At 60.3% G+C, this 22,662-nt stretch carries 22 protein-coding genes and 1 pseudogene; 13 read left to right on the top strand and 10 right to left on the bottom strand.

Annotation, left to right across the window (positions count from 1 at the left end):
• Window positions 1-21 precede the first annotated feature (21 nt).
• Entirely contained in the window at window positions 22-1,068 is a 1,047-nt protein-coding gene (locus tag C2E19_RS18805; protein ID WP_129394560.1) for a class I SAM-dependent methyltransferase, read from the bottom strand.
• Window positions 1,069-1,522: 454 nt separating this feature from the next.
• On the opposite strand from C2E19_RS18805, the gene C2E19_RS18800 reads away from it, so the two are divergent.
• Together C2E19_RS18800 and C2E19_RS18795 are read left to right on the top strand one after the other, a co-directional pair.
• On the top strand, window positions 1,523-2,374 hold the full coding sequence (locus C2E19_RS18800; protein WP_129394559.1) for a DUF692 domain-containing protein: 852 nt from the start codon (window positions 1,523-1,525) through the stop codon (window positions 2,372-2,374).
• The gene (locus C2E19_RS18795; protein WP_129394558.1) at window positions 2,367-3,119 is read left to right on the top strand and encodes a DUF2063 domain-containing protein; all 753 of its coding nucleotides are present in this window, start codon (window positions 2,367-2,369) and stop codon (window positions 3,117-3,119) included. Before C2E19_RS18800 ends, C2E19_RS18795 begins: the two co-directional genes overlap by 8 nt.
• 89 nt (window positions 3,120-3,208) lie before the next feature.
• Here C2E19_RS18795 and C2E19_RS18790 read toward each other — a convergent pair whose 3' ends face one another.
• On the bottom strand, window positions 3,209-4,522 hold the full coding sequence (locus tag C2E19_RS18790; RefSeq protein WP_129394557.1) for an ATP-binding protein: 1,314 nt from the start codon (window positions 4,520-4,522) through the stop codon (window positions 3,209-3,211).
• Complete coding sequence (locus tag C2E19_RS18785; protein ID WP_064392669.1) at window positions 4,519-5,259, bottom strand: response regulator; 741 nt, start codon at window positions 5,257-5,259, stop codon at window positions 4,519-4,521. The genes C2E19_RS18790 and C2E19_RS18785 overlap by 4 nt, the downstream gene beginning before the upstream one ends.
• 295 nt (window positions 5,260-5,554) lie before the next feature.
• Between C2E19_RS18785 and C2E19_RS18780 the strand changes: the two genes are divergently transcribed.
• Together C2E19_RS18780 and C2E19_RS18775 are read left to right on the top strand one after the other, a co-directional pair.
• The gene (locus C2E19_RS18780; RefSeq protein ID WP_129394556.1) at window positions 5,555-5,761 is read left to right on the top strand and encodes a hypothetical protein; all 207 of its coding nucleotides are present in this window, start codon (window positions 5,555-5,557) and stop codon (window positions 5,759-5,761) included.
• Window positions 5,762-5,809: 48 nt separating this feature from the next.
• A complete protein-coding gene (locus C2E19_RS18775; protein WP_129394555.1) occupies window positions 5,810-7,021 on the top strand; it encodes a cytochrome c biogenesis protein DipZ in 1,212 nt (403 codons plus the stop codon).
• Between the two features lie 8 nt (window positions 7,022-7,029).
• Here C2E19_RS18775 and C2E19_RS18770 read toward each other — a convergent pair whose 3' ends face one another.
• Window positions 7,030-7,491 carry a GNAT family N-acetyltransferase gene (locus C2E19_RS18770; protein ID WP_129394554.1) on the bottom strand — a complete coding sequence of 154 codons (462 nt, stop codon included), beginning with the start codon at window positions 7,489-7,491 and terminating at the stop codon, window positions 7,030-7,032.
• A gap of 225 nt (window positions 7,492-7,716) precedes the next feature.
• Between C2E19_RS18770 and C2E19_RS18765 the strand changes: the two genes are divergently transcribed.
• Together C2E19_RS18765 and C2E19_RS18760 are read left to right on the top strand one after the other, a co-directional pair.
• Complete coding sequence (locus tag C2E19_RS18765) at window positions 7,717-7,989, top strand: DUF4242 domain-containing protein (RefSeq protein ID WP_129394553.1); 273 nt, start codon at window positions 7,717-7,719, stop codon at window positions 7,987-7,989.
• 33 nt (window positions 7,990-8,022) lie between these two features.
• Window positions 8,023-8,835: a class I SAM-dependent methyltransferase gene (locus C2E19_RS18760; RefSeq protein ID WP_129394552.1), complete on the top strand. Its 813-nt coding sequence runs from the start codon at window positions 8,023-8,025 to the stop codon at window positions 8,833-8,835.
• Window positions 8,836-8,961: 126 nt separating this feature from the next.
• Here the strand turns inward: C2E19_RS18760 and pcsA are convergent, their stop codons facing one another.
• Window positions 8,962-9,684: a phosphatidylcholine synthase gene (gene pcsA, locus C2E19_RS18750; protein WP_129394551.1), complete on the bottom strand. Its 723-nt coding sequence runs from the start codon at window positions 9,682-9,684 to the stop codon at window positions 8,962-8,964.
• Between the two features lie 261 nt (window positions 9,685-9,945).
• Here pcsA and C2E19_RS18745 point away from each other — a divergent pair, with 261 nt between their 5' ends.
• The gene (locus C2E19_RS18745; RefSeq protein ID WP_129394550.1) at window positions 9,946-10,704 is read left to right on the top strand and encodes a tellurite resistance TerB family protein; all 759 of its coding nucleotides are present in this window, start codon (window positions 9,946-9,948) and stop codon (window positions 10,702-10,704) included.
• Window positions 10,705-10,815: 111 nt separating this feature from the next.
• On the opposite strand, the gene C2E19_RS18740 is transcribed toward C2E19_RS18745, so the two are convergent.
• Complete coding sequence (locus tag C2E19_RS18740; protein ID WP_129394549.1) at window positions 10,816-11,274, bottom strand: transposase; 459 nt, start codon at window positions 11,272-11,274, stop codon at window positions 10,816-10,818.
• Window positions 11,275-11,575: 301 nt separating this feature from the next.
• Here C2E19_RS18740 and C2E19_RS18735 point away from each other — a divergent pair, with 301 nt between their 5' ends.
• The 3 genes from C2E19_RS18735 to ligD are packed head-to-tail and all read left to right on the top strand — an operon-like array spanning window position 11,576 to window position 16,541.
• Window positions 11,576-12,952 (top strand): iron-containing redox enzyme family protein, encoded by a 1,377-nt coding sequence (locus tag C2E19_RS18735; RefSeq protein ID WP_129394548.1) that lies wholly within the window; start codon window positions 11,576-11,578, stop codon window positions 12,950-12,952.
• Between the two features lie 11 nt (window positions 12,953-12,963).
• Window positions 12,964-13,917 (top strand): class I SAM-dependent methyltransferase, encoded by a 954-nt coding sequence (locus tag C2E19_RS18730; RefSeq protein ID WP_129394547.1) that lies wholly within the window; start codon window positions 12,964-12,966, stop codon window positions 13,915-13,917.
• 17 nt (window positions 13,918-13,934) lie between these two features.
• Window positions 13,935-16,541 carry a DNA ligase D gene (ligD, locus tag C2E19_RS18725; RefSeq protein WP_129394546.1) on the top strand — a complete coding sequence of 869 codons (2,607 nt, stop codon included), beginning with the start codon at window positions 13,935-13,937 and terminating at the stop codon, window positions 16,539-16,541.
• On the opposite strand, the gene C2E19_RS18720 is transcribed toward ligD, so the two are convergent.
• The 3 genes from C2E19_RS18720 to sodC form a co-directional block, all read right to left on the bottom strand.
• Window positions 16,542-16,943: a hypothetical protein gene (locus C2E19_RS18720; protein WP_174823939.1), complete on the bottom strand. Its 402-nt coding sequence runs from the start codon at window positions 16,941-16,943 to the stop codon at window positions 16,542-16,544. It lies immediately after the preceding gene.
• An 80-nt stretch (window positions 16,944-17,023) separates the two neighbouring features.
• Window positions 17,024-17,338, bottom strand: a complete 315-nt coding sequence (locus C2E19_RS18715; protein ID WP_122594408.1) for a DUF2388 domain-containing protein — start codon at window positions 17,336-17,338, stop codon at window positions 17,024-17,026.
• Between the two features lie 160 nt (window positions 17,339-17,498).
• Window positions 17,499-18,020 (bottom strand): superoxide dismutase family protein, encoded by a 522-nt coding sequence (gene sodC, locus C2E19_RS18710; protein ID WP_129394544.1) that lies wholly within the window; start codon window positions 18,018-18,020, stop codon window positions 17,499-17,501.
• Between the two features lie 245 nt (window positions 18,021-18,265).
• On the opposite strand from sodC, the pseudogene C2E19_RS29435 reads away from it, so the two are divergent.
• Window positions 18,266-19,021, top strand: a pseudogene (locus C2E19_RS29435) (MCP four helix bundle domain-containing protein); the annotation flags it as partial.
• Window positions 19,016-19,879: a methyl-accepting chemotaxis protein gene (locus C2E19_RS29430; RefSeq protein WP_372238487.1), complete on the top strand. Its 864-nt coding sequence runs from the start codon at window positions 19,016-19,018 to the stop codon at window positions 19,877-19,879. The pseudogene C2E19_RS29435 and the gene C2E19_RS29430, both read left to right, overlap by 6 nt.
• A 166-nt stretch (window positions 19,880-20,045) precedes the next feature.
• Here C2E19_RS29430 and C2E19_RS18700 read toward each other — a convergent pair whose 3' ends face one another.
• Window positions 20,046-20,477, bottom strand: a complete 432-nt coding sequence (locus C2E19_RS18700; protein ID WP_129394542.1) for a nuclear transport factor 2 family protein — start codon at window positions 20,475-20,477, stop codon at window positions 20,046-20,048.
• Window positions 20,478-21,015: 538 nt separating this feature from the next.
• On the opposite strand from C2E19_RS18700, the gene mqo reads away from it, so the two are divergent.
• Window positions 21,016-22,662, top strand: coding sequence for a malate dehydrogenase (quinone) (mqo, locus tag C2E19_RS18695; protein ID WP_129394541.1), 1,647 nt, complete (start codon window positions 21,016-21,018; stop codon window positions 22,660-22,662).

Here is a 22,662-nt window from a genome sequence, read left to right as displayed (position 1 = left end):
GAACCAAAGGTTTAAGCAGGGTTACTTGCGTGCCTCCAGTATCAGGTTGAACGGCGTTTGCGCCGCGCGGCGGAATGTTTTGAAGCCGGCCTCGTTGAAGACTTTGCGCAGGCGCATTTCCCCGGCCTGCGCACCGAGGCCCAGGCCGACTTCCTGTGACAGCGAATTCGGCGTGCAGATGAACGTCGACGCGGCATAAAACAGGCGTCCGACCGGATTGATGTTGTCGTCCAGTTTATCGTTGGCGAATGGCTCGACCAGCAACACGGTGCCGTCATCCTTCAACGAGTCGAAGGCATGCCGCGCGGCACCGACCGGGTCGCCCATGTCGTGCAGGCAATCGAAATAGCAGATCAGGTCATAGTCATCGTCCGGATAATTTTTCGCTGTGCCCTGGAAGAACTTCGCCCGGCTGCTGACGCCGCCTTCTTCCGCGCGCTGGGTGGCGACGGTGATCGACGGCGCGTGATAGTCGAAGCCAACAAAGCGCGAGTTGGGAAACGCCTGCGCCATGATCACGGTCGAGGCGCCATGGCCGCAGCCAATGTCGGCGACTTTGGCACCTTTTGCGAGTTTGTCGACGACGCCCTCCAGCGCCGGCAGCCATTCGGCGATCAGGTGACCTTTGTAGCCCGGACGGAAAAACCGTTCGGTGCCGCTGAACATGCACGGATGGTGATCGCCCCAGGGCAGGGCGCCGTTGCCGCGCATGGCTTTGACCAGTTTGTCCTTGTCATGGAAAAACGACGCCACCACGCCCAGCCCGCCGGCGACATACACCGGGGAATCTTCCACGGCCAGCGCCAGTGCCTGTTCTTCCGGCAAGCGAAACTGGCCGTCGCGGTGCTCCATGTAGCCGGAGGCGGCGTGCGCGCTGAGCCACTCGCGTACCAGCCGTGGGTTGCAGGTGGTTTTTTCCGCGAGGGCTTTGGGGCTGATCAACTGACTGTCGGCCATCGCCCTGTACAGTCCGAGTTCCTCGCCGACAATGACATTGGCGAGCATCGCCGCACCGCCCATGTCGTTGACCAGTTTGCCCATGAATTCGTTGAGTTTGAGTTCGTCCATGATGATGCTCCTGTGCCTGGATCACGATCCAGAGGTCTTGCTTATCCCAGGCATACACCTCTGGGGTGTGGTCGTCTTGGGTTCGAGCGAAAGCCGCGTCCTGCGTGCCATCGCCCCGGTTGCCCTGGGTGTGAACAGGGTAATTAAGAGTCTAGTCTTGCTGGGCAATTCGGGGGCATTTCAAGTGCGCAGTTTGCACTTCCTCTCCAATGGTCATGCCGACCGTTGGAGCACCACTATAAGAGGCACATTTGTCCGTCCGATACTGTCAACTTTGACAGGTATAAAAAGGTCGCTTTTTATCGCGTTTGCGCTAAATGGCGTCAGCGTCGTGTATCTCCGTGTGTATCAATGGGCGGGTGATACGCAATGTGGCAAAAGTCGGCGGGCTGGACACAGCTCCGATACAGCCAGCATTTCTACTGTCGGGGTCAGCCAATACTCGAGGTGCCCCATGTCAAACTTCAAAACATCAATGCCCTCGCGCGTCGGACTCGGTCTGCGCCGTGGCCTGCTCAAAGATCTGCAAGCCGCCAGCGCAGGTGATTTCGACTTCCTTGAAGTCGCCCCGGAAAACTGGATCGGTGTCGGCGGTGCCCACGGTGCCCACGGTGCGGCTTTGCGCGAGTTGGCCGAGCGTTATCCGTTGTCCTGCCACGGCTTGTCACTGTCGCTTGGCGGCTCGGCGCCGCTGGATGTTGGATTTCTTCAGGAAGTCCGCGTGTTTCTCGATCATTATCACGTGCCGCTGTACAGCGAACATCTGAGTTTTTGCAGCGATGACGGTCATCTTTATGACCTGCTGCCGCTGCCATTCACCGAAGAAGCCGTGCACCACGTCGCGGCGCGGATTCGTCATGCTCAGGATATTCTCGGCCGGCGTCTGGCGGTGGAAAACGTCTCCTATTACGCCGCTCCGCGCCAGGACATGGACGAAGTGTCGTTCACCAATGCGGTGTTGCGCGAGGCCGATTGCGACCTGCTGCTGGACGTCAACAACGTCTACGTCAACTCGATCAATCACGGTTTCGATCCGCTGGCATTTCTCGCCGGGATCGAGCCGGGCAGGGTGGTGGGCATGCACGTCGCCGGGCACTTCGATGAGTCCGCGACGCTGAAAATCGACACCCACGGTGCTGCGGTGAAACCTGTGGTTTGGGCGTTGCTGGCCGAGGCGTATAGACGTTTTGGTGCGCAGCCGACCTTGTTGGAACGGGATTTCAACTTTCCGGCATTTACCGAGCTGGTCGCAGAACTGCAGACAATCCGCCAGCTGCAATCCCGGGAGGCCACCAGCCATGGCTAACCTCTTGCAGCAACAACAGGCGCTGACCCGATATCTGCGCGATCCTGACAACCAGTCCCCGCCGGCCGAGATGAACATGGCGCGGGTCAATGTCTATCGCGATCTGCTGTTGAATAACGTATCGGCGTTGTTGAGTCCGACCTTTCCGGTGCTGATACGTATCATCGGTGCGGCACGCTGGCAAACGCTGGTGCGCGGGTTTCTGCGCGACTACCGCGCACAGACGCCCAAGTTTGCCGAGATCGCCGAAGAGTTTGTCGGTTTTCTCGCCAGCGCACCCGAGATCTTGCGCACGGGCGAATGGCCGGCATTTGTGCTGGAGCTGGCACATTACGAATGGGTGGAAATGGCCTTGCAGCAGGCCGACGCTGAACCATTGCCGGTGGGCGATGCGGAATTTTTACTTCAGCGGCCATTGCAGGTTTCGGCGCTGGCCTGGCCATTGGCTTATGCATGGCCGGTGCAGCTGCTGTCGCCGGATTATCAGCCGTCGATTGCGCCACCACAGCCGACGCTGATTCTGGTGCGGCGAACGGCTGATTTCAGTGTGCAGTTTTCCGAACTCAGCCCGTTGGCCTGGCGCTTGTTGCAGCGCATCACCGAGTTTGCGTCTCTGACCGGGCATGAGCAGTTGCAGGGATTGGCCAAGGAGGCTGGCGAGGTCGGTAACACCTCGTTCATCGACGCTGGCCTGGCGTTATTACAGCAGCTGCAAGCAGATCAGGTCATCGGCCTGGCAACCTGATCCCCTGTAGGAGTGAGCCTGCTCGCGATAGCGTTCCTACAGTCGAATGTATATTGACTGACGGGACGCTATCGCGAGCAGCCTCACTCCTACAGATTTTGCTGCAGCGGCAATTTCAGCTCGGCGCAGAGGCCGCCACCCTGGCGATTGCTCAAGGTCAACGAGCCGCCCAGCGCCATCGCCAATTGCTGGGCGATGGCCAGGCCAAGCCCCGTGCCGCCAGTGCTGCGATTGCGCGAATTTTCCACGCGATAGAACGGTTCCATCACTTTCGCCAGTTGCGTTTCGGCGATGCCCGGGCCGCGATCCATGACGGTAATCGCCAGGCTGCCCTTGTTCGCTTCGACCCAGACTTCGGCGCTGCCGGCGAATTTCAGCGCGTTGTCGGTGAGATTGACCAACACCCGGCGCAGCGCATGCGGACGGGTGTCGACCACCACTTCGCTCTTGCCCACTAGCTGCACATTATTGCCCATGTCCTGATAGTCGAACACCAGACTTTCGAGGAATGAATCCATGTTGGTGCGCCGGCTTTCTTCGGTCGAGCCATGAATGCTGCGGGCATAGGCCACGCCTTCGCGTACCAGATGCTCCATCTCGCCGAGGTCATTGCACAGTTTGTCTTTTTCCGCCGAGTCGTCCATGAACTCGGCGCGCAGTTTCATCCGCGTGATCGGGGTTTGCAGGTCATGGGAAATCGCTGCCAGCAGTTGCATGCGTTCTTTCAGATACGCGGCGATCCGCGCCTGCATCGCGTTGAACGCACGCGCCGCGTACACCACTTCAGTCGGGCCTTGTTCGTGCAGATTGATCGGATGCGCATTGGGGTCGAGGGTTTCCACCGCATTGGCCAGGCGCGTGAGCGGGCGGATGGCGATGCGCACCGCCAGCCAGGTGCAGGCAATCATCAACGCCAACTGCCCGAGCAGCACCACCGGCAACCACGGCGAGAGGGGCACCATCGCCGGGCGCACATCGATGGTCACCGGGCTGCCGTCGCTCAGGCGCAAATGCCCCTGAAAGTGTTTTTGCGCGCCGGCAATATCGCTGAAGGTCAGCGGGTATTGCTCACCGATGGCCTCGGTGATCGAGGTGACGGCAATCGGCACATTGCCTGACGCAATCGGCGTGCCCACTTCGCCCTCGCTCAGCAGATAGCCGTAATTGGCCCGCGCCAGACGTTGCAGCCAGGCCGGACGCTCTTCGGCGGGCAAGCGGTCGAGGATGGCAATCGAGGTCGAAACGTCGGTTTCGAGGTTGCCGAGCATGGTGTTCTTCGCGCTCTGGTAACGCTCGTAATACTGCGCGCCGAATGACAGCGCCTGGGCGAGGATCAGCCCGATCAGGAAAATCAGCGACAGCCGCGAGGCGAGGGTGCGCGGCCAGTGCAGGTTCAGCTTCATGCCGGGGCACCGAGGATCTCGACCGGTAGCGAAAACACATAACCTTCGCTGCGCACGGTCTTGATATAGGCCGGCTCGCGCGCATCGTCGAGCAGACGCTGGCGCAAGCGGCTGACCAGCAAATCGATCGAGCGGTCGAACAGGTCGGCGTCGCGGCCCTGGGTCAGGTTGAGCAACTGATCGCGGCTGAGCACGCGTTGCGGATGATCGAGAAATACCCGCAGCAAACGGTATTCTGCGCCACTCAGCGCGACCATGGTGCCGTCCTTGTCGAGCAGATGGCGCGCCGAGGTGTCCAGTTGCCAACGACCGAACGCCAGTAAACGCCCAGCTTCGGTAACCACCAGATTGGGCGGCAGCATGCGCGTGCGCCGAAGCACAGCGTTGATCCGCGCGAGCAGTTCACGGGCGGCGAAGGGTTTGGTCAGATAGTCATCGGCGCCCATTTCCAGACCGATGATGCGATCGGTTTCATCGTTGCGCGCAGTCAGCATCAGCACCGGTGTGGCTTTGTGTTTGCCCACGCGTAGTTCCCGGCACAGCTGCAGGCCATCGTCGCCCGGCATCATGATGTCGAGGACGATCAGGTCGACGGTATTGGCTTCGAGAAAACTGCGCATCTGTCGGCCGTCGGCGACCACCGTGGTACGCAGGCCGTTTTTCTTCAGGTAGTTGCCGACCAGTTCGCGGATCTCGCGATCGTCGTCAACGATGAGAATGTGATCGACATGTTCCATCGCCCAGAACCTCTATCAAAGGGAATGCCCTGCAGTCTATCGAGCCTTTGCCGGCGCGCCTGCCTGCCTTTGTATTGCAGTGTATCTGCGGTGACAAGCGATACACGGAAACGCAAATACCGGGTTTTTTCAGGGTTCTGTATCGCTGTGTATCCCCGCGCGGCAGCGATACACAGCGATTTACCCGCGCCGTTTGCCGACACATCCGTGATACCTCGCGGGCTTCAAATGAGCGCCATCGAGGCCTCCACCGAGCGCCTCGACTCAACTCCACTGAAGCCTTGAGGAAAACACCATGAACAAACTCTCACGTTTATTGACTGCCAGCGCTTTTGCCTGCGCCGGTTTTGCCGCCGATGCCAACGCTGCGGTTGAACAGCATAGCTGCCACAGCGGCAGCTGCTTTCAACTGACGCCGCCGGTCAATGCTGATGACCTGGTTGTCGAAAACGGCGCCAGCCGCACGCCGCAGAGCCTTTGGCTGGAAAGCCAGAACGCTTGAAGCCCTGGCCTCAGTCAGGCCGTGCCCATTCACCTTGAGTGACCGACCATGTACCTCATCGCATTTCTTGGCGGTCTGCTGACCGTCCTCAGTCCCTGCATTCTGCCGGTGGTGCCGTTCCTGTTTGCCGGCGCCAATCGCAAGCGCTCGGCGATCCTGCTGACCTTGGCCGGCATGGCCCTGACCTTTGCCCTGATTTCCAGCCTGGCCGTGGTCAGCAGCGAGTGGGTGATTCAGGCCAGCAACAGCGGTCGTCACCTCGCGTTGATCGTAATGATGTTGTTTGCCTTGTCGTTGATTTCCGCGCGCATCGGTGACTGGTTGACGCGGCCGTTTGTGGCGCTCGGCAACCGTCTCGATGCAGGCACGCGCAAAAACGCCGGGCCGCTGGCATCGCTCCTGCTCGGCGTCGCCACCGGTCTGCTGTGGGCGCCCTGTGCGGGGCCGATTCTTGGGGTGATCCTGACTGGCGCGATGGTGCAAGGCGCCAATGCCCACACCAGCTTGTTGTTGCTGGCTTATGGCGCGGGCAGCGCCTTGTCGTTGGCAACGCTGATTTTTGCTGGTCGCGGCCTGGTCAATCGGCTCAAACCGTCGATCCCGTTTACCGGTTGGTTGCGGCGCGGGGCCGGTGTTGCGGTGCTTGCTGCAGCAGTGCTGATTGCCACGGGAGCGGACAAAACCCTGCTCGCCGGTACCTCTTCCGCAGGCGTCGCGACGGTCGAGAGCAGCGTGCTGGAAAACCTGCCGAAAGTGCTCGACTACTTCATCAGCAAAGTGAAAGCCGATTCCATGCCTGACGCAAGCAAGGGTGGGATGCCGCCGCTGTCCGGTGCCGTGCAATGGCTCAACTCGCCTGAGCTGAGCGCGCAATCCCTGCGCGGCAAAGTGGTGCTGGTCGACTTCTGGACCTACGACTGCATCAACTGCCAGCACACGCTGCCCTATGTCAAAGACTGGGCGCAGAAGTACCAGAAGGATGGCCTGGTGGTCATCGGCGTGCACACCCCGGAATACGGCTACGAGCGGATCATCGACAACGTCAGGGATCAGGTCGCGAAACTCGGCATCACCTACCCGGTGGCCATCGATAACAACTACGCGATCTGGCGCAGCTTCGACAACCAGTACTGGCCGGCGCATTACCTGATTGATGCCAAGGGGCAGGTGCGCTACAGCCACTTCGGCGAGGGACGTTATGCAGAGCAGGAACAAATGATCCGGCAACTGCTGCAAGAGGCCAAAGCACCATCCGCCTGATCAAAAGCTCAGAGGTCGCGCACCATGAGCCAATGTTGATTATCCCAGGCGCGGAAGTCTTCCAGCCTCTGCCAGCCGCGTTTGGCGTAGTAGTCCCGTTTGTTCTGCGTGTGCAGATACAGTCGTTTCAGTCCGCGCCTTTGCGCTTCATCGCAGACGCCTTCGATCAACTGTTCCGCCAGACCTTGTCCGCGCGCCTGTGGGTCGACGAAAACGCAGGCCAGCCACGGGCCGAGGTCAGGCCGATGGGCGAGATCATCACGAGCCAGCGCGGCACCGCCGATCAATCGGTCACCGTCGAAGGCGATCAGGCACGACCACTTGCCATTGCTTTGGCCATCGGCAAATTCGCGCTGCCATTCGGCCAACGGTTGATGGGCATATTCGTAGTGGAACTGCTGGTGAATCCAGGCGGCATACGTGTCGCTGTGATGCATGTGGCCGGCGAGCCAGTCGAGTTGCAGTGACATCGGTCGAGTCCGTTGCGGTGGCGAACGCGCATCAAAAACCAATGTCCGGCACTTGGCAATCCCGACGGTGTTGCAGCGGCTTAACAGATTGCCGCCACTCATCGGCAAAGCCGCTGTTTTGCGCGGTTGCCGGACGATTGGCAAGGACGCCGGCCGGCTGCGGCGCGATAGTGCTGAAGCGGGGTCACTGCCGGCTCTGCCACATAACAAGAACGCGAGGTTGCCATGCCGAAATTCGTGATTGAACGCGAGATTCCAGGGGCCGGAAAGCTGTCGGAAGCAGAACTCCAGGCCGTGTCGCAAACGTCCTGCCAGGCGTTGCGCCAACTTGGCCCACAGGTGCAGTGGCTACAGAGTTACGTCACCGCCGATAAAATCTACTGCGTCTATATCGCCCCTGATGAGGAACAGGTGCGTGAGCACGCCAGGCTCGGAGGATTCCCGGCCAATAGCGTGGCGCGGGTGATAACGGTCATCGACCCGACCACCGCCGAATGACCATCGTCCCGACTTGCAGCGGAGCTCGACCTCATGAGTACACCGATTGATCTCACTGCCTTGAAGGAACGCCAGAAAGTCGCCTGGGCCAGTGGTGACTACGCCGTGGTCGGCACCACGCTGCAAATCGTCGGCGAAAACCTCGCCGAAGCCTGCAACCTGCTGTGCGATGAAGCGGTGCTGGATGTCGCTGCCGGCAATGGCAATGCGACGCTGGCGGCGGCGCGGCGTGGCTGTCTGGTGACCTCGACCGATTACGTCGCAGCCCTGCTGGAAAGGGGTCAGGATCGCGCCCGGGCCGAGCATCTGGACGTGACGTTCCAGGTCGCCGATGCCGAAGCCTTGCCGTTTGCCGATGACAGTTTTGACGCCGTGCTGTCGACGTTTGGCGTGATGTTCGCGCCGGATCAGACCAAGGCTGCTGGCGAGTTGGGACGAGTCTGTCGCCGAGGCGGGCGTATCGGTCTGGCCAACTGGACGCCGGAAGGCTTCGTCGGCCAGATGTTCAAGATCCTCGGCCACCATCTGCCACCGCCCGCCGGTGCGCAACCGCCATCGAACTGGGGCTCGGACGCTTGGCTGCACAAACACTTCGATGACCGCGATTTTCTGGTGCGCGTAACCCGGCGCGAGTTCAACTTCCGCTATCGCTCGGCGGCGCACTTCATCGACATCTTTCGCCATTGGTACGGGCCGGTGCACAAGGCTTTCGCGGTGCTGCCGCCGGAAAGCGCGCAGGCGCTGGAAAGCGATCTGGCGGATTTGCTCAATCGCATGAACCGGGCGGGGGAGGGATCGCTGGTGGTGCCGAGCGAGTATCTGGAGGTGGTGATCAGTAAACGCTGAGTGGAGATCCCTGTGGGAGCGAGCCTGCTCGCGAAAGCGTTGTGTCATTCAACACAGATGTTGTCTGACACTCCTTCTTCGCGAGCAGGCTCGCTCCCACAAGGGAAATGTAGTTGGGGTGAAGGTCTATTTCACGGGCGGCCGCTCAAACCATTCCAGCGCCGTGCGCCAGATGCAGATCCCGAGAAAATATGCCGACATCAGCAACCACAGCCCCATCACCAGCGGGTTTATCACCGGGTGCTGGAGCACCAGCGACAGGCTGCACAGCAACCAGATCGCCGTCACCGCGATGTTGATCGGCATGAAGCGGCGCACGCGGAAGGGGTGCAGGAATTTCATTTGCGTTACGGTCAGCAGCGCCAGGCCGATCACGGTCAGGAAGGTGATCCACGGCCCCGGGCCGATGATGTACAGGCACAGGGCAACGACATTCCACGCGGCCGGGAACCCGACGAAATAGTTGTCCTTGCTCTTCATGTTGACGTTGCAGAAGCAGAACAGCGACGACACCAGAATCAGCGACACCGTCAGCAGCAGGGTGTAGTCGGGCAGGGGAATGTAGCGATAGATGAACAGCGCCGGAATGAACACGTACGTCAGGTAATCGATCACCAGATCGAGGATCGAACCGTCGAAACTCGGTAGCACCGATTGCACGTTGACCTTGCGTGCCAACGCACCGTCGAGGCCGTCGACGATCAGCGCGACGCCGAGCCACATCAGGCAGTGGGTCGGCTGATTTTCCAGCAGGGCGAGGGTGGCCAGGAATGCAGTGACCACGCCAGTCGCAGTAAAACCATGGGCGCCCCATGCTTTGAGCCTGGCGATGTGTACGGTCGATATCACGGGGGCGTTCTCCAGAAAAATGAAGCAGGCCGGGTATCACCCTTGGGCAGCAAGGGCGCCGGCAAACCGGGTCGGGGTTGCAGCTATCGACCGGTTTGGCCGGGATAAGGTTCACCCTCCTTGAATCTTAGCTGGCCACGGAAAAATTACGCGAGGGAAATACCCTGGCGGATTCAGCGTCAGCCCAACGGTGCTGGCGCTCCTGCCGCAGCGGTCTATCGTTGCCAGACGCAGTCACGGCCTTAGCCTGAGGATGACGTCATGAACACCAGCGATTTGCTCGAACAACTGCTGCGAGGCCAGGCCTCGGCGGGACAACAAACCAGCGCTACGACCGGTGATGGCCTCGGCGGGCTCGGCGGCTTGCTGGGCGGTCTGCTGGGTGGCGCCGACGCCAGCGGCACGCGCGGTGGTTCTGCGGGCGGTGGGCTTGGCGGTCTGGGTGGTTTGCTCGGCGGCCTGCTGGGTGGCGGTGCTGGCGGGTTGGGCGGCGCCTTGGGTGGCGGAGGCGGTACGCAAAGTCGCTCCGGTGGCAGCAATTACGCGGCGCTGGCATCACTGGGGATGATGGCGTACCAGGCTTATCAAGCCTGGCAACGCAGCCAGGCGAGCGCGGCGCCGCAACAGCTGCCGCAAACGGCCAATCTGCTCGCCGGTCCCGATGTCGAAGAACACAGCCACGCGGTGCTGCGCGCGTTGATTGCGGCAGCCAAGGCGGACGGGCGCATCGATGAAAAAGAGAAACACCTGATCAGCAGCGAAATCGGCAAGCACACCGATGACCCGCAGTTGCAGCAATGGCTCGATGCGGAAGTCGCCAAGCCGCTGGACGCGAGCGAAGTGGCTCAGGCAGCGAATGACGATCCGGCGGTCGCCGCTGAAATGTACCTGGCCAGTGTGATGCTGGTGGATGATCAGCAGGACGCTGAGCGCAGTTATCTGGACGCGTTGGCGGCGGCGTTGCGGATTGATCCTGAGTTGCAGGTGCATCTGGAGCAGCAGGCCAAGGGGCAGGCCTGAGGCGAAAGTCAGAAGTCAAAAGTCAAAAGTCAAAAGTCAAAAGATCGCAGCCTTCGGCAGCTCCTACAGGGGAGCGTGGTCGCGCAAAACGCGGCTGCGATCTTTTGATCTTCAAATCCAAACCGCATCCCAGAGCGGGTAATCCCCCAACCGCTGCACCAGCCCGGCCCGCAAAGGGTTCATGACGATATATCGCGCGACACTCTTGAGATTTTCCTCCCGACGCAACGCCCGTTCGTGATAACCGCGCTGCCATAATCGCCCCTGACTGCCACGTCGAATATTGATCGCCCGACAGCTTCGCGACTTCACACGGCACATCAGTTGCGCCAAAGAACCTTGCTTTAGCTCAACCAGCCAATGCAGATGATCTGGCATCACAACGAACGCCAGTGACTTGACCATTCCCTCGTCATTGGCCGCACGCATCTGTTCAACCAATAGTTTTCCCAACTTCCAATCTGAAAACACCGACTGACGTTCGTGCACAACTGCAGTGAGCAGATAAATACGTCCAGCCTCGCTATATCGTCCTTTGCGCAATCCACACGCTTTTGCCGCAACAGGCATTCCTTTGCCCTCCAAAACCTAACGTCCCTGAACCATAGCCATCCGTCACCTCCACGCCATTCCAACCCATTGCACGATGTAACCCTGTAGGAGCTGCCGAAGGCTGCGATCTTTTGATCTTGATTCTGATTTTAAAAAACAGGGTCAAAAGATCGCAGCCTGCGGCAGCTCCTACAGGGGGGATTCGGTGGCCGTCCGTCCGGGCAATTTTCACGTCGATTGAATTTTTCGCAGGCGCAGCCTCTCTGCTGCTGTAGAGGCGTGTGAATCAGCGCCCTGCCAACCGACCGAGATCATTGCCATGACTGTCCTGACACGCCTGCAAGCTGCGCCGGCCCAACTGCAATCGATGAATTGCGCGGGGAACATACGGCCGATTTATCAAGCCCTGTTGCACGAGGAAAACCCGCAACCGCTCGCTCAAGCGTTCTTGCAGGAGCACCTGCAACACGCCGCGCAATTGCCCGACCCGCTGCCGCAAGACCCCGCCACGTGGCACGCCTGGGTGGCCGCGCATTGCACTGATGTCGCCGGGCAATACGCCCAATACCTGCAACAACGCAAAGCCGGCGGGCCACGGCAGTTCTTCGCCTGCAAGGCGCAGGCGCTGTATTTTCTGCAAGCCGTGGCGCCGACCAAACTGGTCGACGGCGCGTGGCTTTGCGGCCTGTTGCCACACTGGCAGGATCCACGCTTCGCGGGCTTGCTGTGCACCTATCTGGAAGAATTGGGTGAGGGTAATCCTGCGCAGAATCATGTGGTGATCTACCGCAAACTTCTGGCTGAACACGATTTGCAGGACAGCACTGCGATTGCCGATGAGCGCTACCTGCAGGGTGCGTTGCAATTGGCCCTTGGCGCCTGCGCGGCGGATTATCTGCCGGAGGTGATCGGTTACAACCTCGGCTACGAACAGCTGCCGTTGCACTTGTTGATCAGCAGTTATGAACTCAGTGAGCTGGGCATCGATCCGTATTACTTCACCCTGCATGTGACCATCGACAACGCCAGCACCGGCCACGCGCAAAAGGCCGTGCAGGCGGTACTCGACCTGCTGCCGATCGAGGCGGATCGCGCCGATTTCCTGCGCCGGGTGTCGTTGGGCTATCGACTCAATGACCTGGGGCAGGGCAGCCGCGCGATCATCGAAGGGTTTGATCTCGAGCGTGAGCTGCTGGCGATGCTCGAGCGCAAGCGCCCCTTCGGCCAGCACATGCATTCCGACTATTGCCGCTTCGAAGGGCAGACCGTCAATCAATGGCTGAGCGCTCCGGAGCAATTGCCGGGGTTCCTCCAGGCGTTGCAAAACAAGGGCTGGATCAAGCGCAATGAAGACCCGCAAGGCAGCCGCTTCTTCCAACTGATCGACGGCGATGGCGCGGCGATGTTCGGGGTTTTCAGCGCTTATGAAAAGCAACTGATCCACGACTGGATTGCCGCCGACTGGACGAGCCCGAATACGCCGAGACTCACTCGGCGTCACACCCAGGCCTCGGCGCCATTGCCGGTCTGCGATGTGGATCCGGATGTCCAGCAGCTCAACTCGGCCCTGGAGGGCAAGGACGCAATCGCGCAAATGCCGATCCTGATTCCCTGGCTCGCGCCCGCGCGCCACGCGCATCCGGCCGGGCTGCTCGCCACCCGCCGGTTTATCGAACTGAAATCGCGACTGCCTTAAGGACTTTGCCCATGAATCAGGAAGAACAGCTGTGCGCCAACGATCTTGCGCTGCTGCAATTGGGCCGGCGTTTGCAGGCTGACAACTATCGTTTCATCACCCCGACGCCGCTGACTCATCAGCGCGTCAACCAACGCGCCGAGGGCCAGCCGGCTGACTGCCTGCGCGATGTCTTTGGTTGGTCGCGGCCGTTCGAGCCGGGCTTGTTGTCTGCCGATGAACAACGCCAATTGCAGGACGCGCAGATTCTCGATGCCTGCGAGGGACGCTTGAAGAGTCGCGTGCGCTGGTCAAGCCTCGATGACTTGCTGTTCGTGCATTCGGCGTTTCCCACCGATGCGGCGGACGCGGTGTTCTTCGGCCCCGACACTTACCGTTTCGCCCAACTCATCCAGGCGCATCTGCAGCAGAACTTCGCACCGATCCGGCGTGCGGTGGACATTGGTTGTGGCGCTGGCGTCGGTGCGATCCTGATTGGCCGTGCCCGCCGCGAGGCGCAAGTGCTGGCGCTGGACATCAACCCCGCCGCGTTGCGCCTGACCACGATCAATGCCGCGCTGGCGGAGGTGGCCAATGTCGAAGCACGCGCCAGCGATCTGTTGCAGGGGGTCGATGGCGAGTTCGACCTGATCGTCGCCAACCCGCCGTACATGGCCGATCCGGCAGCTCGCGCCTATCGCCACGGCGGCGGCACGCTGGGCGCAGGGCTGTCGCTGCGCATCGTCGAACAGGCGCTGAATCGGCTGACCCCCGGCGGCTCGCTGCTGCTCTATACCGGGGTGGCAATGGTCGACGGCCGCGATCCGTTTCTCGACACGGTGCTGCCACGGCTGGACGCCAAGCGCTTCGGCTGGACTTACCGTGAACTTGATCCCGATGTGTTCGGCGAGGAGCTGCTCAATCCCGGCTATCAACGGGTCGACCGGATCGCCGTGGTTGCGCTGACCGTAACCCGAATTGGCTGAAGCAAGGCAGGTGCGCGATGAACAGGAACCTCGATGATTACAACCGCATGCGCGATTTTTCAGCGACTTCGGAGCCGGCGGCGATCAAGCGCTCCGGCAGCAAAAGCGCCAAGGATCACGCCTTGCAGTTCTGTATCCAGAAGCACGACGCTTCGCACCTGCACTACGACTTTCGCCTGGAACTCGATGGCGCGCTGAAGAGTTGGGCGGTGCCGAAGGGGCCGTCACTCGATCCCAAGGTCAAGCGTCTGGCGGTGCATGTCGAAGACCATCCACTCGATTACGCGACCTTCGAGGGCAGCATTCCCGAGGGGCATTACGGTGCCGGCGATGTGATCGTCTGGGATCGCGGCGTGTGGATCCCGCAGGAAGATCCGCACAAGGCCTACGCCAAGGGCAAGCTCAAGTTTGAGCTGCAAGGCGAGAAGCTCGGCGGGATCTGGAACCTGGTACGCACGCACATGCCGGGCAAGAAGGAGCAATGGTTTCTGATCAAGCATCAGGACAGCGCTGCGCGGCCGCAGGATGACTACGACGTGTTGGTAGCCGAGCCGGACAGTGTGTTGAGTGAGCGCACGATTGTCGGTAAACCCAAACTCGCTGCCGAGCAAAGCAAGCCGGCGAAGCAAGTCCCGGCCAAGCCCCGCAAGCAGGCCAGTGGAAAACTGACCGGGGCGCACAAAGCCAAACTGCCCGCGCAGCTCAAACCGGAACTGGCGACGTTGGTCGATAGCGCGCCGCAAGGGCAGTGGAGCTACGAGATCAAGTTCGACGGCTATCGGATCATGGCGCGCATCGATCATGACCAGGTGCAACTGTTCACCCGCAACGGCCACGACTGGACGCATAAACTGCCGCAACAAGCCGAGGCCCTTGCCGCGCTGGGGCTGGAGTCAGCTTGGCTGGACGGCGAAATGGTCGTCGCCAACGAACACGGGGTGCCGGACTTTCAGGCGCTGCAAAACGCCTTCGAAGTCGGGCGTAGCGCTAACATTCTCTACTACCTGTTTGATCTGCCGTATCTCAACGGCGTCGACTTGCGCGAAGTGCCGGTCGAGGAGCGGCGCGCCGCGCTGGCGACCATCCTCGGCGCGCAGAAAAATCCGCTGCTGCGCTTCTCCGAAGCCTTTGACGAAACCCCGGACGCCTTGCTCAACAGCGCCTGCCAGATGCAGATGGAGGGCTTGATCGGCAAGCGTCTCGGCTCTCCTTATCTCTCGCGGCGCAGCAGCGACTGGATCAAGCTCAAGTGCAAACATCGGCAAGAATTCGTCGTGGTCGGCTACACCGAACCGAAAGGCTCGCGCAGTGCCTTCGGGGCATTGTTGCTGGGGCTGCATGATCGCGACAGCGGCCAATTGCGATACGCCGGCAAGGTTGGCACCGGGTTCAACGAAGCGACGTTGAAAAGCATCCTCGCCAAACTGAAACCGTTGCAGGCGAAGACAGCGGCAGTGGTCAATCCCCCGAGTGGCTTCGAAGCCAAAGGCGTGCACTGGCTGAAGCCGAAGCTGTTGGCAGAAGTGGCTTTTGCCGAGATGACCAAGGACGGCTCGGTGCGCCATGCTGTGTTCCATGGTCTGCGCGATGACAAACCGGCCAAGGACATCACTGAGGAGCGAGCGAAGCCCGTGAAGACTTCAGAGAAGAAAACCACCGCGAAAAAACCAGCGAAAGAAGCCCCCGCCAAACAAGCCTCTACGGCTGACACCAGCAGTGCGCCGTCGCAACTCGGTGTGGCCAGCGGCAAAGTGCGCATCACCCACCCGGATCGCGTGATCGATGCCGTCAGCGGCACCACCAAAATGCAATTGGCCGAGTATTACGCCAGTGTCGCCGAATGGATTCTGCCGCAACTCAAAGAGCGCCCGGTGGCGCTGGTGCGCGCTCCGGACGGTATTGCCGGCGAACTGTTTTTCCAGAAGAACGCCGAGCGTTTGGCGATTCCGGGGATCACTACGCTGGACAAAGACGTCACCGGTCAACCGGTGATGTTGATCAACAACGCCGAAGCGCTGATCGGCGCGGTGCAGATGAGCACTGTCGAGTTGCACACCTGGAACGCTACGACCGTCGATCTGGATAAGCCGGATCGCTTCGTTCTCGACCTCGACCCGGATCCGGCGCTGCCTTGGAAAAGCATGGTCGAAGCCACCGCGCTGACCCTGACCGTGCTGGATGAGTTGGGGCTCAAGGCGTTTCTCAAGACCAGTGGCGGCAAGGGCATTCATCTGGTCGTGCCAATAACGCGCAAACTTGGCTGGGATGAGGTCAAAGACTTCAGCCATGCGATTGTCAGCCACATGGCCAAGCTGTTGCCGGAGCGGATTTCGGCGGTGTCCGGGCCGAAAAACCGTGTCGGGCGGATCTTCATCGATTACCTGCGCAACGGTCTCGGCGCCACCACCATTTGTGCTTACTCGGCGCGCACGCGTGAAGGTTTGCCAGTGTCGGTGCCGTTGTTCCGTGAGGAAGTCGCCGAGATCAAGGGCGGTAATCAGTGGAACGTGCACAACGTCCATGAACGTCTGGCCGAAGTCGGTGATGAGCCGTGGGCGGACATGAAGAAAACCCGCCAGAGCATCACCGCCGAGATGCGCAAACGGGTCGGCATGAAGAAGTGATCAAGTGTCGCGCAGCAAGTCGTGCGCGTTGAGCAGTTCGAAAGCAATTTGCGGATGATTTTCCAGGCCTCGGCGAATTGCTGCCGGAATCGCCGCGCGGGTCTTGCGACACAATCCTGGCAAGGCGTCGATCTGAATGGCGATGCCGCGCATCGTCCGCACTTCATTGAATCCCGGCGCGACTTCCACGCGAATGCCCAACTGGTCAAACATGCGCTGTTGCAGTTGTTTGAGGTCGTCGAGATCCTTGAGCATTTCCAGGCGCGCGAGCAAGCGTTTTTCTTCCTCGCGGGTCAGGCGCAGGATGCGCAAGTCCGCACCGGGCGTCTCCAGCAACGGGTCGCGCCCGCAAATGCAGGCGCCGGGCGGGCAGGGTGAGCGCAATGGCGCAGTGGTCGTCATGGCCTCCATCATAGAGGCCGTCGGACAGTTTTGCCTATGCGCGTTCAGCGGCCGTCCATCGGCTGCCGGGTCCCTGAACGCTACTGATTGAGGCCTTCGTAATGCACCAGAATCGCGTTGGCGAGGTCTTCATCGCTGGCGTTGAGGCCAGGGTTGTCCTGGCGCACCTGCTGCAGCACCGACTCGAGATAAACCCCACGGATGGCCCCGCCACTGGCGACAAATGCAGACAAGTCGTCACGGGCCGGGATCACCATTTTGTGATCCTTGAAGGTCGAGTACAGCGACGCGGAGACACCGGCCGAAGTGGCGACATCGCCCGCGTCGACGCGAGCCAGCGCCGAGCCGACCGGCAGGCATAAGAGTAAAGAAGAAACGAGCACTAACTTGCGCATGACGGTGTTCCTCCACAAGCGCGAAGCAAAAAGGGAAGGACTACATAATGTGAGAGGGGCGCGCAGGGGCGGAGTTCCGTGGCGTGAAAAAGTCCGTGTGATTGCAAAACCGATGCGGGCAACGCCGTTGCGGGTTGCCCGGGTCTTCATCGCGGGGAAATCAGATGACTCCGCAGGCCATGCGATCGCCGCCGCCACCCAAAGGTTTTGGCATGTCCGAATGATTGTCGCCACCGGCATGGATCATCAGCGCGTGGCCTTTGACTTCGGCGATTTTCTTCAGGCGCGGCGCCAGCACCGGATAGTTGGCGTTACCGTCAGCGCTGACATAGACCGCCGGCAAGTCACCCAAGTGGCCATCGGCATAAGGGCCGAGGTGTTTGCCGGTTTTCTGCGGGTCGAAGTGCCCGCCGGCAGCCAGTGCGGCGCCTTTGACGCCATCCTTCATGCCGGCTTCGCAACTGCCGTTTTCATGTACATGAAAACCGTGCACGCCGGCCGGCAACGATTTCAGCTCGGGCGTGAACAACAGGCCATACGGCGTCTCGCTGATGGTGATGGAGCCAATCGCTTGCGGGGCGCCATCGGCGCTGACCAGATTGATGGCGACTTTTTCCTCCGCCGCCTGAGCGGTGCCGATGGCGAAGGTACCGAGCAAGCCCAACCACAGTGCGCGTTTCATAAGCGTTTCCTTTTGCTGTAACGAGTTTTTTGAAGGGTGGACTGATAGCCCAGCGGTATTAACCAGCGATGAAGGCATGTCCGGGTGCGTTGCAAAGTGAGACTTGCCGCCCAATCCGAAAGTTTTATGGCGGTTACCGCGTCCGGCGGACCTGCTGACACGCTCTGGCGCAGCAGACCGGTGCAAATAGGCTTAACTCAAGGTCTGACGAGCGTTTTCGGGCGCACCCCAAGGAGGAAAACACGGTGTCGATCAAACTGCGTTTAGTGTTGCTGATTGTTACCAGCCTGCTCACGGCCTTGATCGTCAGCCTGGTCAGCTACGTCGGCAACCAGCGGATGGCCGCCGCGGTGAGCGACAACGCGGTCAGCATGAGCGCGCTGCGCAACCACATGGAGGCGGACATGATGCACGACGCCCTGCGCGCCGATGTCTACTCGGCGATGCTGGTGGGGTTGGGCAAGAGCACCAGCACGGCGGCAGAAGTGCGCAAGTCGATCGACGAACACGCGGGGCATTTTCGCGAAGTGCTCGACGAGAACCTCAAGTTGCCGATCAATCCTGCGTTGCGCACGGCGCTGGAGCAGATAAAGCCGAGCCTCGACACCTACATCAACGCGGGCGAGCGGATTGTCGGCCTGGCGCTGGATAACCCGGACACCGCACAGCAGGAACTTGGCACCTTCAACAACGCATTTGGCCAGCTCGAAGAGCAGATGGCGGCTTTGAGTGAGCTGATCGAAACCAATACCCGGCAGACCAGCGCTGGCACCGAAGCCGCGATCCGTAATGCCAACCTCGCGCTCGGTGTGGTGTTGCTTGCCGGGTTGTTGCTGCTATTGGTCGAAGGACGCTGGGTGGTCCGCAGCATCATGGGGCCACTGAAAACCGCCAGCCGTATCGCCGAAAGCATTGCCCACGGCAACCTTGGCGAAGCGATCATCGAGCCGTCCGGCAAGGATGAGGCGAGCGCGCTGATTCGCACGTTGGCGACCATGCAGCGCGACCTGCGCAACATGATCGACGTGGTGCGCAGCAATGCCCACGGCGTCAGCGGCATGAGTGCACAGCTCAGTCAGGGCTGCCATCAGGTCGCCGACAGCAGCCAGCAACAAAGCGTTGCCGCGAGCACCATGGCCGCGGCCGCCAGCCAGATGACCGCGAGCATCGAGGAAATAACCCGTCACGCCGAGCGCGCCCTGAGCATGGCCAACCAGGCCGAATCCCTGGCGAAAGAGGGCGGAGGGGTGATTCATCAAGTGGTCAGCGACATGGACGACATCGCTCGCTCGGCGCAACAGTCGGCGCAGGTGATTCGCACGCTGGATCAGGAATCGGAAGGCATCTTCAACATCATTCAGGTGATCAAGAGCATTGCCGACCAGACCAACCTGCTGGCGCTCAACGCTGCGATCGAGGCGGCTCGCGCCGGTGAACAGGGTAGGGGCTTTGCGGTGGTGGCGGATGAGGTGCGCAGTCTGGCGGCGCGCACCAGTGCCTCGACGCAAGAGATCGCGGCGATGGTCGCGCGCATTCAAAACAGCACCCGTGAGGCGGTCAGCAGTATGGAGGCGGGGGTGGCACAGGTCGACAAGGGCATGGCGGTAACGGCTGACGTCGAACGCGCCATCCGCGAAATCCTCGAAGCGACCTTGAGCACCACGCAACTGGTCAATGACATTACCCGCACGATTGGCGAGCAGAGTCAGGCCAGTAACGAAATCGCCCATCAGGTGGAAATGATTGCCGGGATGTCCGAGGGCAACAGCCGGGTGATCGGGCAGACGGCGAATACTACCGATGAGCTGTCCAGCCTGGCGGGGCAGTTGGCGCAATCGGTGGACCGGTTTCGGTTGTGACCGGAGATTTGTATTGTCTGGGTGGCCGCCATCGCGAGCAGGCTCACTCCTACAAGGGGCGCGGCGGTACGTATATCCCATACACGCCCCCAATTCCTTGTAGGAGTGAGCCTGCTCGCGATGACGCCAGCCCAGTCAACATCCATTCAGGCCAGATAAATCTCAATCAAAACTTGAACGCCTGCCGCCCCACCAGCAGCCACTTGCCATCCTGCTTCTGCCAGACCTGAAAGTTCTCGATCTCGGTCGGTACCACCTCAGCGCCCTTCAATGCCTGCGCAGAAAAGTGGTGGCGCACCAACGCGGTATCGCCAGACAAGGTGATGGTCTGCTTCTGCATCTCTAGCGTTTTGAACGCGCTCTTGCCGGTCTCGATATCCGCAATGAATTCTTTCTTGTCCTGAATCTTGCCGCTGGAATGGCCGTAAGTCAGGTTGGGCGCGGTCAGGGCGTTCAGCTCGGCGATGTTCTTGTGCAGCATCGCCTGGGTCAAATGATCGACGGCCTGGGCGACGTCATTCTCCGCCGGAGCAGGGGCGGCCAGGGTGTAACCGCTGAAGGCGCAGAGAAAACCGATCAGGAGGCGGGTGTTATTCATGGAAGGTATTTCCTTGTTGTTATGGGTTTGATGACTGATTGATTCAGGATGTGAATTCATCAGTCATCGTACAACTTAGCAGCTTCTTGATTGATTGGGCAGCGTTGACAGGGGCATGAACGGCCATAACCCCAGCAGGAACGCTGAAAGGCTTCAGTCAGAGCCTGCGCCGGGGTCATGTTCGGCGATTGACGGCCGATAAGTCCCTGAGCGGAAAAGGACTCTCAAGTCGGGAACAGACGCGCGGGTTTGCCCTGACGTGATATTCTTCGCGCCAACTTGGTTTGACCTAATTCAGTTTGCTTGCCTTCGGGCGGGCTGACGGAATCCCTGTCGCTCAAGTAGCTGAAGCCAATAATGATAAGAAGTCAGTTCAGAAGGGACATTAACTGAGGTCGATGCAGCACGTCGGCCTTGTGTGCCCACCCGTCAAAATTGAAGTGTGCCGCAATCCCAGACGCTAGCCTGAGCGTCATCAAAGCGGATCGCATACAGATAACAGCGGCGGGCGGAAGGCGTTTTATCATAGGTGCAACAGATGTTTAAAAAAGTGAACACAGCCCTGCTGGGTCTGGCTTTGGCGATGGGGATGACATCCGCCAATGCTGACGAAGCAAAGAAAGTCGACGTTCTGCTGATCGGCGGCGGCATCATGAGCACCACCCTGGGTGTGTGGATCAATGAGCTGGAGCCAAGCTGGTCGATGGAAATGGTCGAGCGCCTCGATGGCGTCGCCCTCGAAAGCTCCAACGGCTGGAACAACGCCGGTACCGGTCACTCGGCTTTGGCTGAGTTGAACTACACCCCGGAAGACGACAAAGGCAACGTGACGATCCCGAAAGCGGTCGAGATCAACGAAGCGTTCCAGGTGTCGCGTCAGTTCTGGGCGTGGCAGGTTCAGCAAGGCGTTCTGAAGAACCCTCGCTCGTTCATCAACACCACTCCGCACATGAGCTTCGTGTGGGGCGATGACAACATCAAGTTCCTGAAAAAGCGCTACGAAGCCCTGCAAGCGAGCCCGCTGTTCGCCGGCATGCAGTACTCCGAAGACCCGGCTGTGATCAAAAAGTGGGTTCCGCTGATGATGGAAGGGCGTGACCCGAACCAGAAAATCGCGGCCACCTGGAGCCCGCTGGGTACCGACATGAACTTCGGCGAAATCACCCGCCAGTTCGCTGCCCACCTGCAAACCAAGCCTAACTTCGATCTGAAACTGTCGAGCGAAGTCGAGGACATCACCAAGAACGCCGACGGCACCTGGCGCGTCAGCTACAAAAACCTGAAAGACGGCACTAAAACCGAAACCGACGCCAAGTTCGTGTTCATCGGCGCTGGCGGCGGTGCACTGCACCTGCTGCAGAAGTCGGGCATTCCTGAAGCCAAGGAATACGCTGGCTTCCCGGTCGGTGGTTCGTTCCTGGTGACCGATAACCCGGCCATCGCTGAACAGCACCTGGCCAAGGCCTACGGTAAAGCTTCGGTTGGCGCACCGCCGATGTCGGTTCCGCACCTGGACACCCGTGTTCTGGACGGCAAGCGCGTGATCCTGTTTGGCCCATTCGCGACCTTCAGCACCAAGTTCCTCAAGGAAGGCTCGTACCTGGACCTGCTGACCAGCACCACCACCCACAACATCTGGCCTATGACCAAGGTCGGCATCAAGGAATACCCGCTCGTCGAGTACCTTGCTGGCCAACTGATGCTGTCGGATGAAGACCGCATGAACGCGCTGAAGGAGTACTTCCCGAACGCCAAAGCCGAAGACTGGCGCCTGTGGCAAGCCGGCCAACGCGTGCAAATCATCAAGCGTGATGAAGCCGCTGGCGGCGTGCTGAAACTGGGCACCGAAATCGTTGCCGCGCAAGACGGCTCCATCGCCGGCCTGCTGGGCGCATCGCCAGGCGCGTCGACCGCTGCACCGATCATGCTGAGCGTGCTGCAGAAAGTCTTCAAAGACAAAGTGGCTAGCCCAGAGTGGCAAACCAAGCTGCACCAGATCGTTCCAAGCTACGGCACTCAGCTGAACAGCGATCCAGCCAAAGTGGCTGCAGAATGGGCTTACACCGCCAAGATCCTCGAACTGCCGACGCCTCCGGTGATTGGTCAGGTTGCTGCTCCGGCTGCACCGGCCGCTGGAAAAGCTGAAGCGCCGAAGGAAAACGCTGCACGTGATATGGCTCTGTAA

The organism is Pseudomonas sp. DTU12.3, assembly GCF_004124275.1.
GTDB classification, from domain to species: domain Bacteria; phylum Pseudomonadota; class Gammaproteobacteria; order Pseudomonadales; family Pseudomonadaceae; genus Aquipseudomonas; species Aquipseudomonas helmanticensis.
Note: the sequence above shows the minus strand (reverse complement) of the source record. Positions and strands in the feature narration are given on the sequence as shown.

Coding starts and splice junctions, on each gene's coding strand:
- C2E19_RS18780 (WP_129394556.1), top strand. CDS start 5,555: ATGAACAAACTCTCACGTTTATTGACTGCCAGCGCTTTTGCCTGCGCC.
- C2E19_RS18800 (WP_129394559.1), top strand. CDS start 1,523: ATGTCAAACTTCAAAACATCAATGCCCTCGCGCGTCGGACTCGGTCTG.
- C2E19_RS18790 (WP_129394557.1), bottom strand. CDS start 4,522: ATGAAGCTGAACCTGCACTGGCCGCGCACCCTCGCCTCGCGGCTGTCG.
- C2E19_RS18745 (WP_129394550.1), top strand. CDS start 9,946: ATGAACACCAGCGATTTGCTCGAACAACTGCTGCGAGGCCAGGCCTCG.
- C2E19_RS18700 (WP_129394542.1), bottom strand. CDS start 20,477: ATGAATAACACCCGCCTCCTGATCGGTTTTCTCTGCGCCTTCAGCGGT.
- C2E19_RS18795 (WP_129394558.1), top strand. CDS start 2,367: ATGGCTAACCTCTTGCAGCAACAACAGGCGCTGACCCGATATCTGCGC.
- C2E19_RS18740 (WP_129394549.1), bottom strand. CDS start 11,274: ATGCCTGTTGCGGCAAAAGCGTGTGGATTGCGCAAAGGACGATATAGC.
- C2E19_RS18775 (WP_129394555.1), top strand. CDS start 5,810: ATGTACCTCATCGCATTTCTTGGCGGTCTGCTGACCGTCCTCAGTCCC.
- mqo (WP_129394541.1), top strand. CDS start 21,016: ATGTTTAAAAAAGTGAACACAGCCCTGCTGGGTCTGGCTTTGGCGATG.
- ligD (WP_129394546.1), top strand. CDS start 13,935: ATGAACAGGAACCTCGATGATTACAACCGCATGCGCGATTTTTCAGCG.
- C2E19_RS18785 (WP_064392669.1), bottom strand. CDS start 5,259: ATGGAACATGTCGATCACATTCTCATCGTTGACGACGATCGCGAGATC.
- C2E19_RS18770 (WP_129394554.1), bottom strand. CDS start 7,491: ATGTCACTGCAACTCGACTGGCTCGCCGGCCACATGCATCACAGCGAC.
- C2E19_RS18735 (WP_129394548.1), top strand. CDS start 11,576: ATGACTGTCCTGACACGCCTGCAAGCTGCGCCGGCCCAACTGCAATCG.
- sodC (WP_129394544.1), bottom strand. CDS start 18,020: ATGAAACGCGCACTGTGGTTGGGCTTGCTCGGTACCTTCGCCATCGGC.
- C2E19_RS18805 (WP_129394560.1), bottom strand. CDS start 1,068: ATGGACGAACTCAAACTCAACGAATTCATGGGCAAACTGGTCAACGAC.
- C2E19_RS18765 (WP_129394553.1), top strand. CDS start 7,717: ATGCCGAAATTCGTGATTGAACGCGAGATTCCAGGGGCCGGAAAGCTG.
- C2E19_RS18720 (WP_174823939.1), bottom strand. CDS start 16,943: ATGACGACCACTGCGCCATTGCGCTCACCCTGCCCGCCCGGCGCCTGC.
- C2E19_RS18730 (WP_129394547.1), top strand. CDS start 12,964: ATGAATCAGGAAGAACAGCTGTGCGCCAACGATCTTGCGCTGCTGCAA.
- C2E19_RS18715 (WP_122594408.1), bottom strand. CDS start 17,338: ATGCGCAAGTTAGTGCTCGTTTCTTCTTTACTCTTATGCCTGCCGGTC.
- C2E19_RS18760 (WP_129394552.1), top strand. CDS start 8,023: ATGAGTACACCGATTGATCTCACTGCCTTGAAGGAACGCCAGAAAGTC.
- C2E19_RS29430 (WP_372238487.1), top strand. CDS start 19,016: ATGCAGCGCGACCTGCGCAACATGATCGACGTGGTGCGCAGCAATGCC.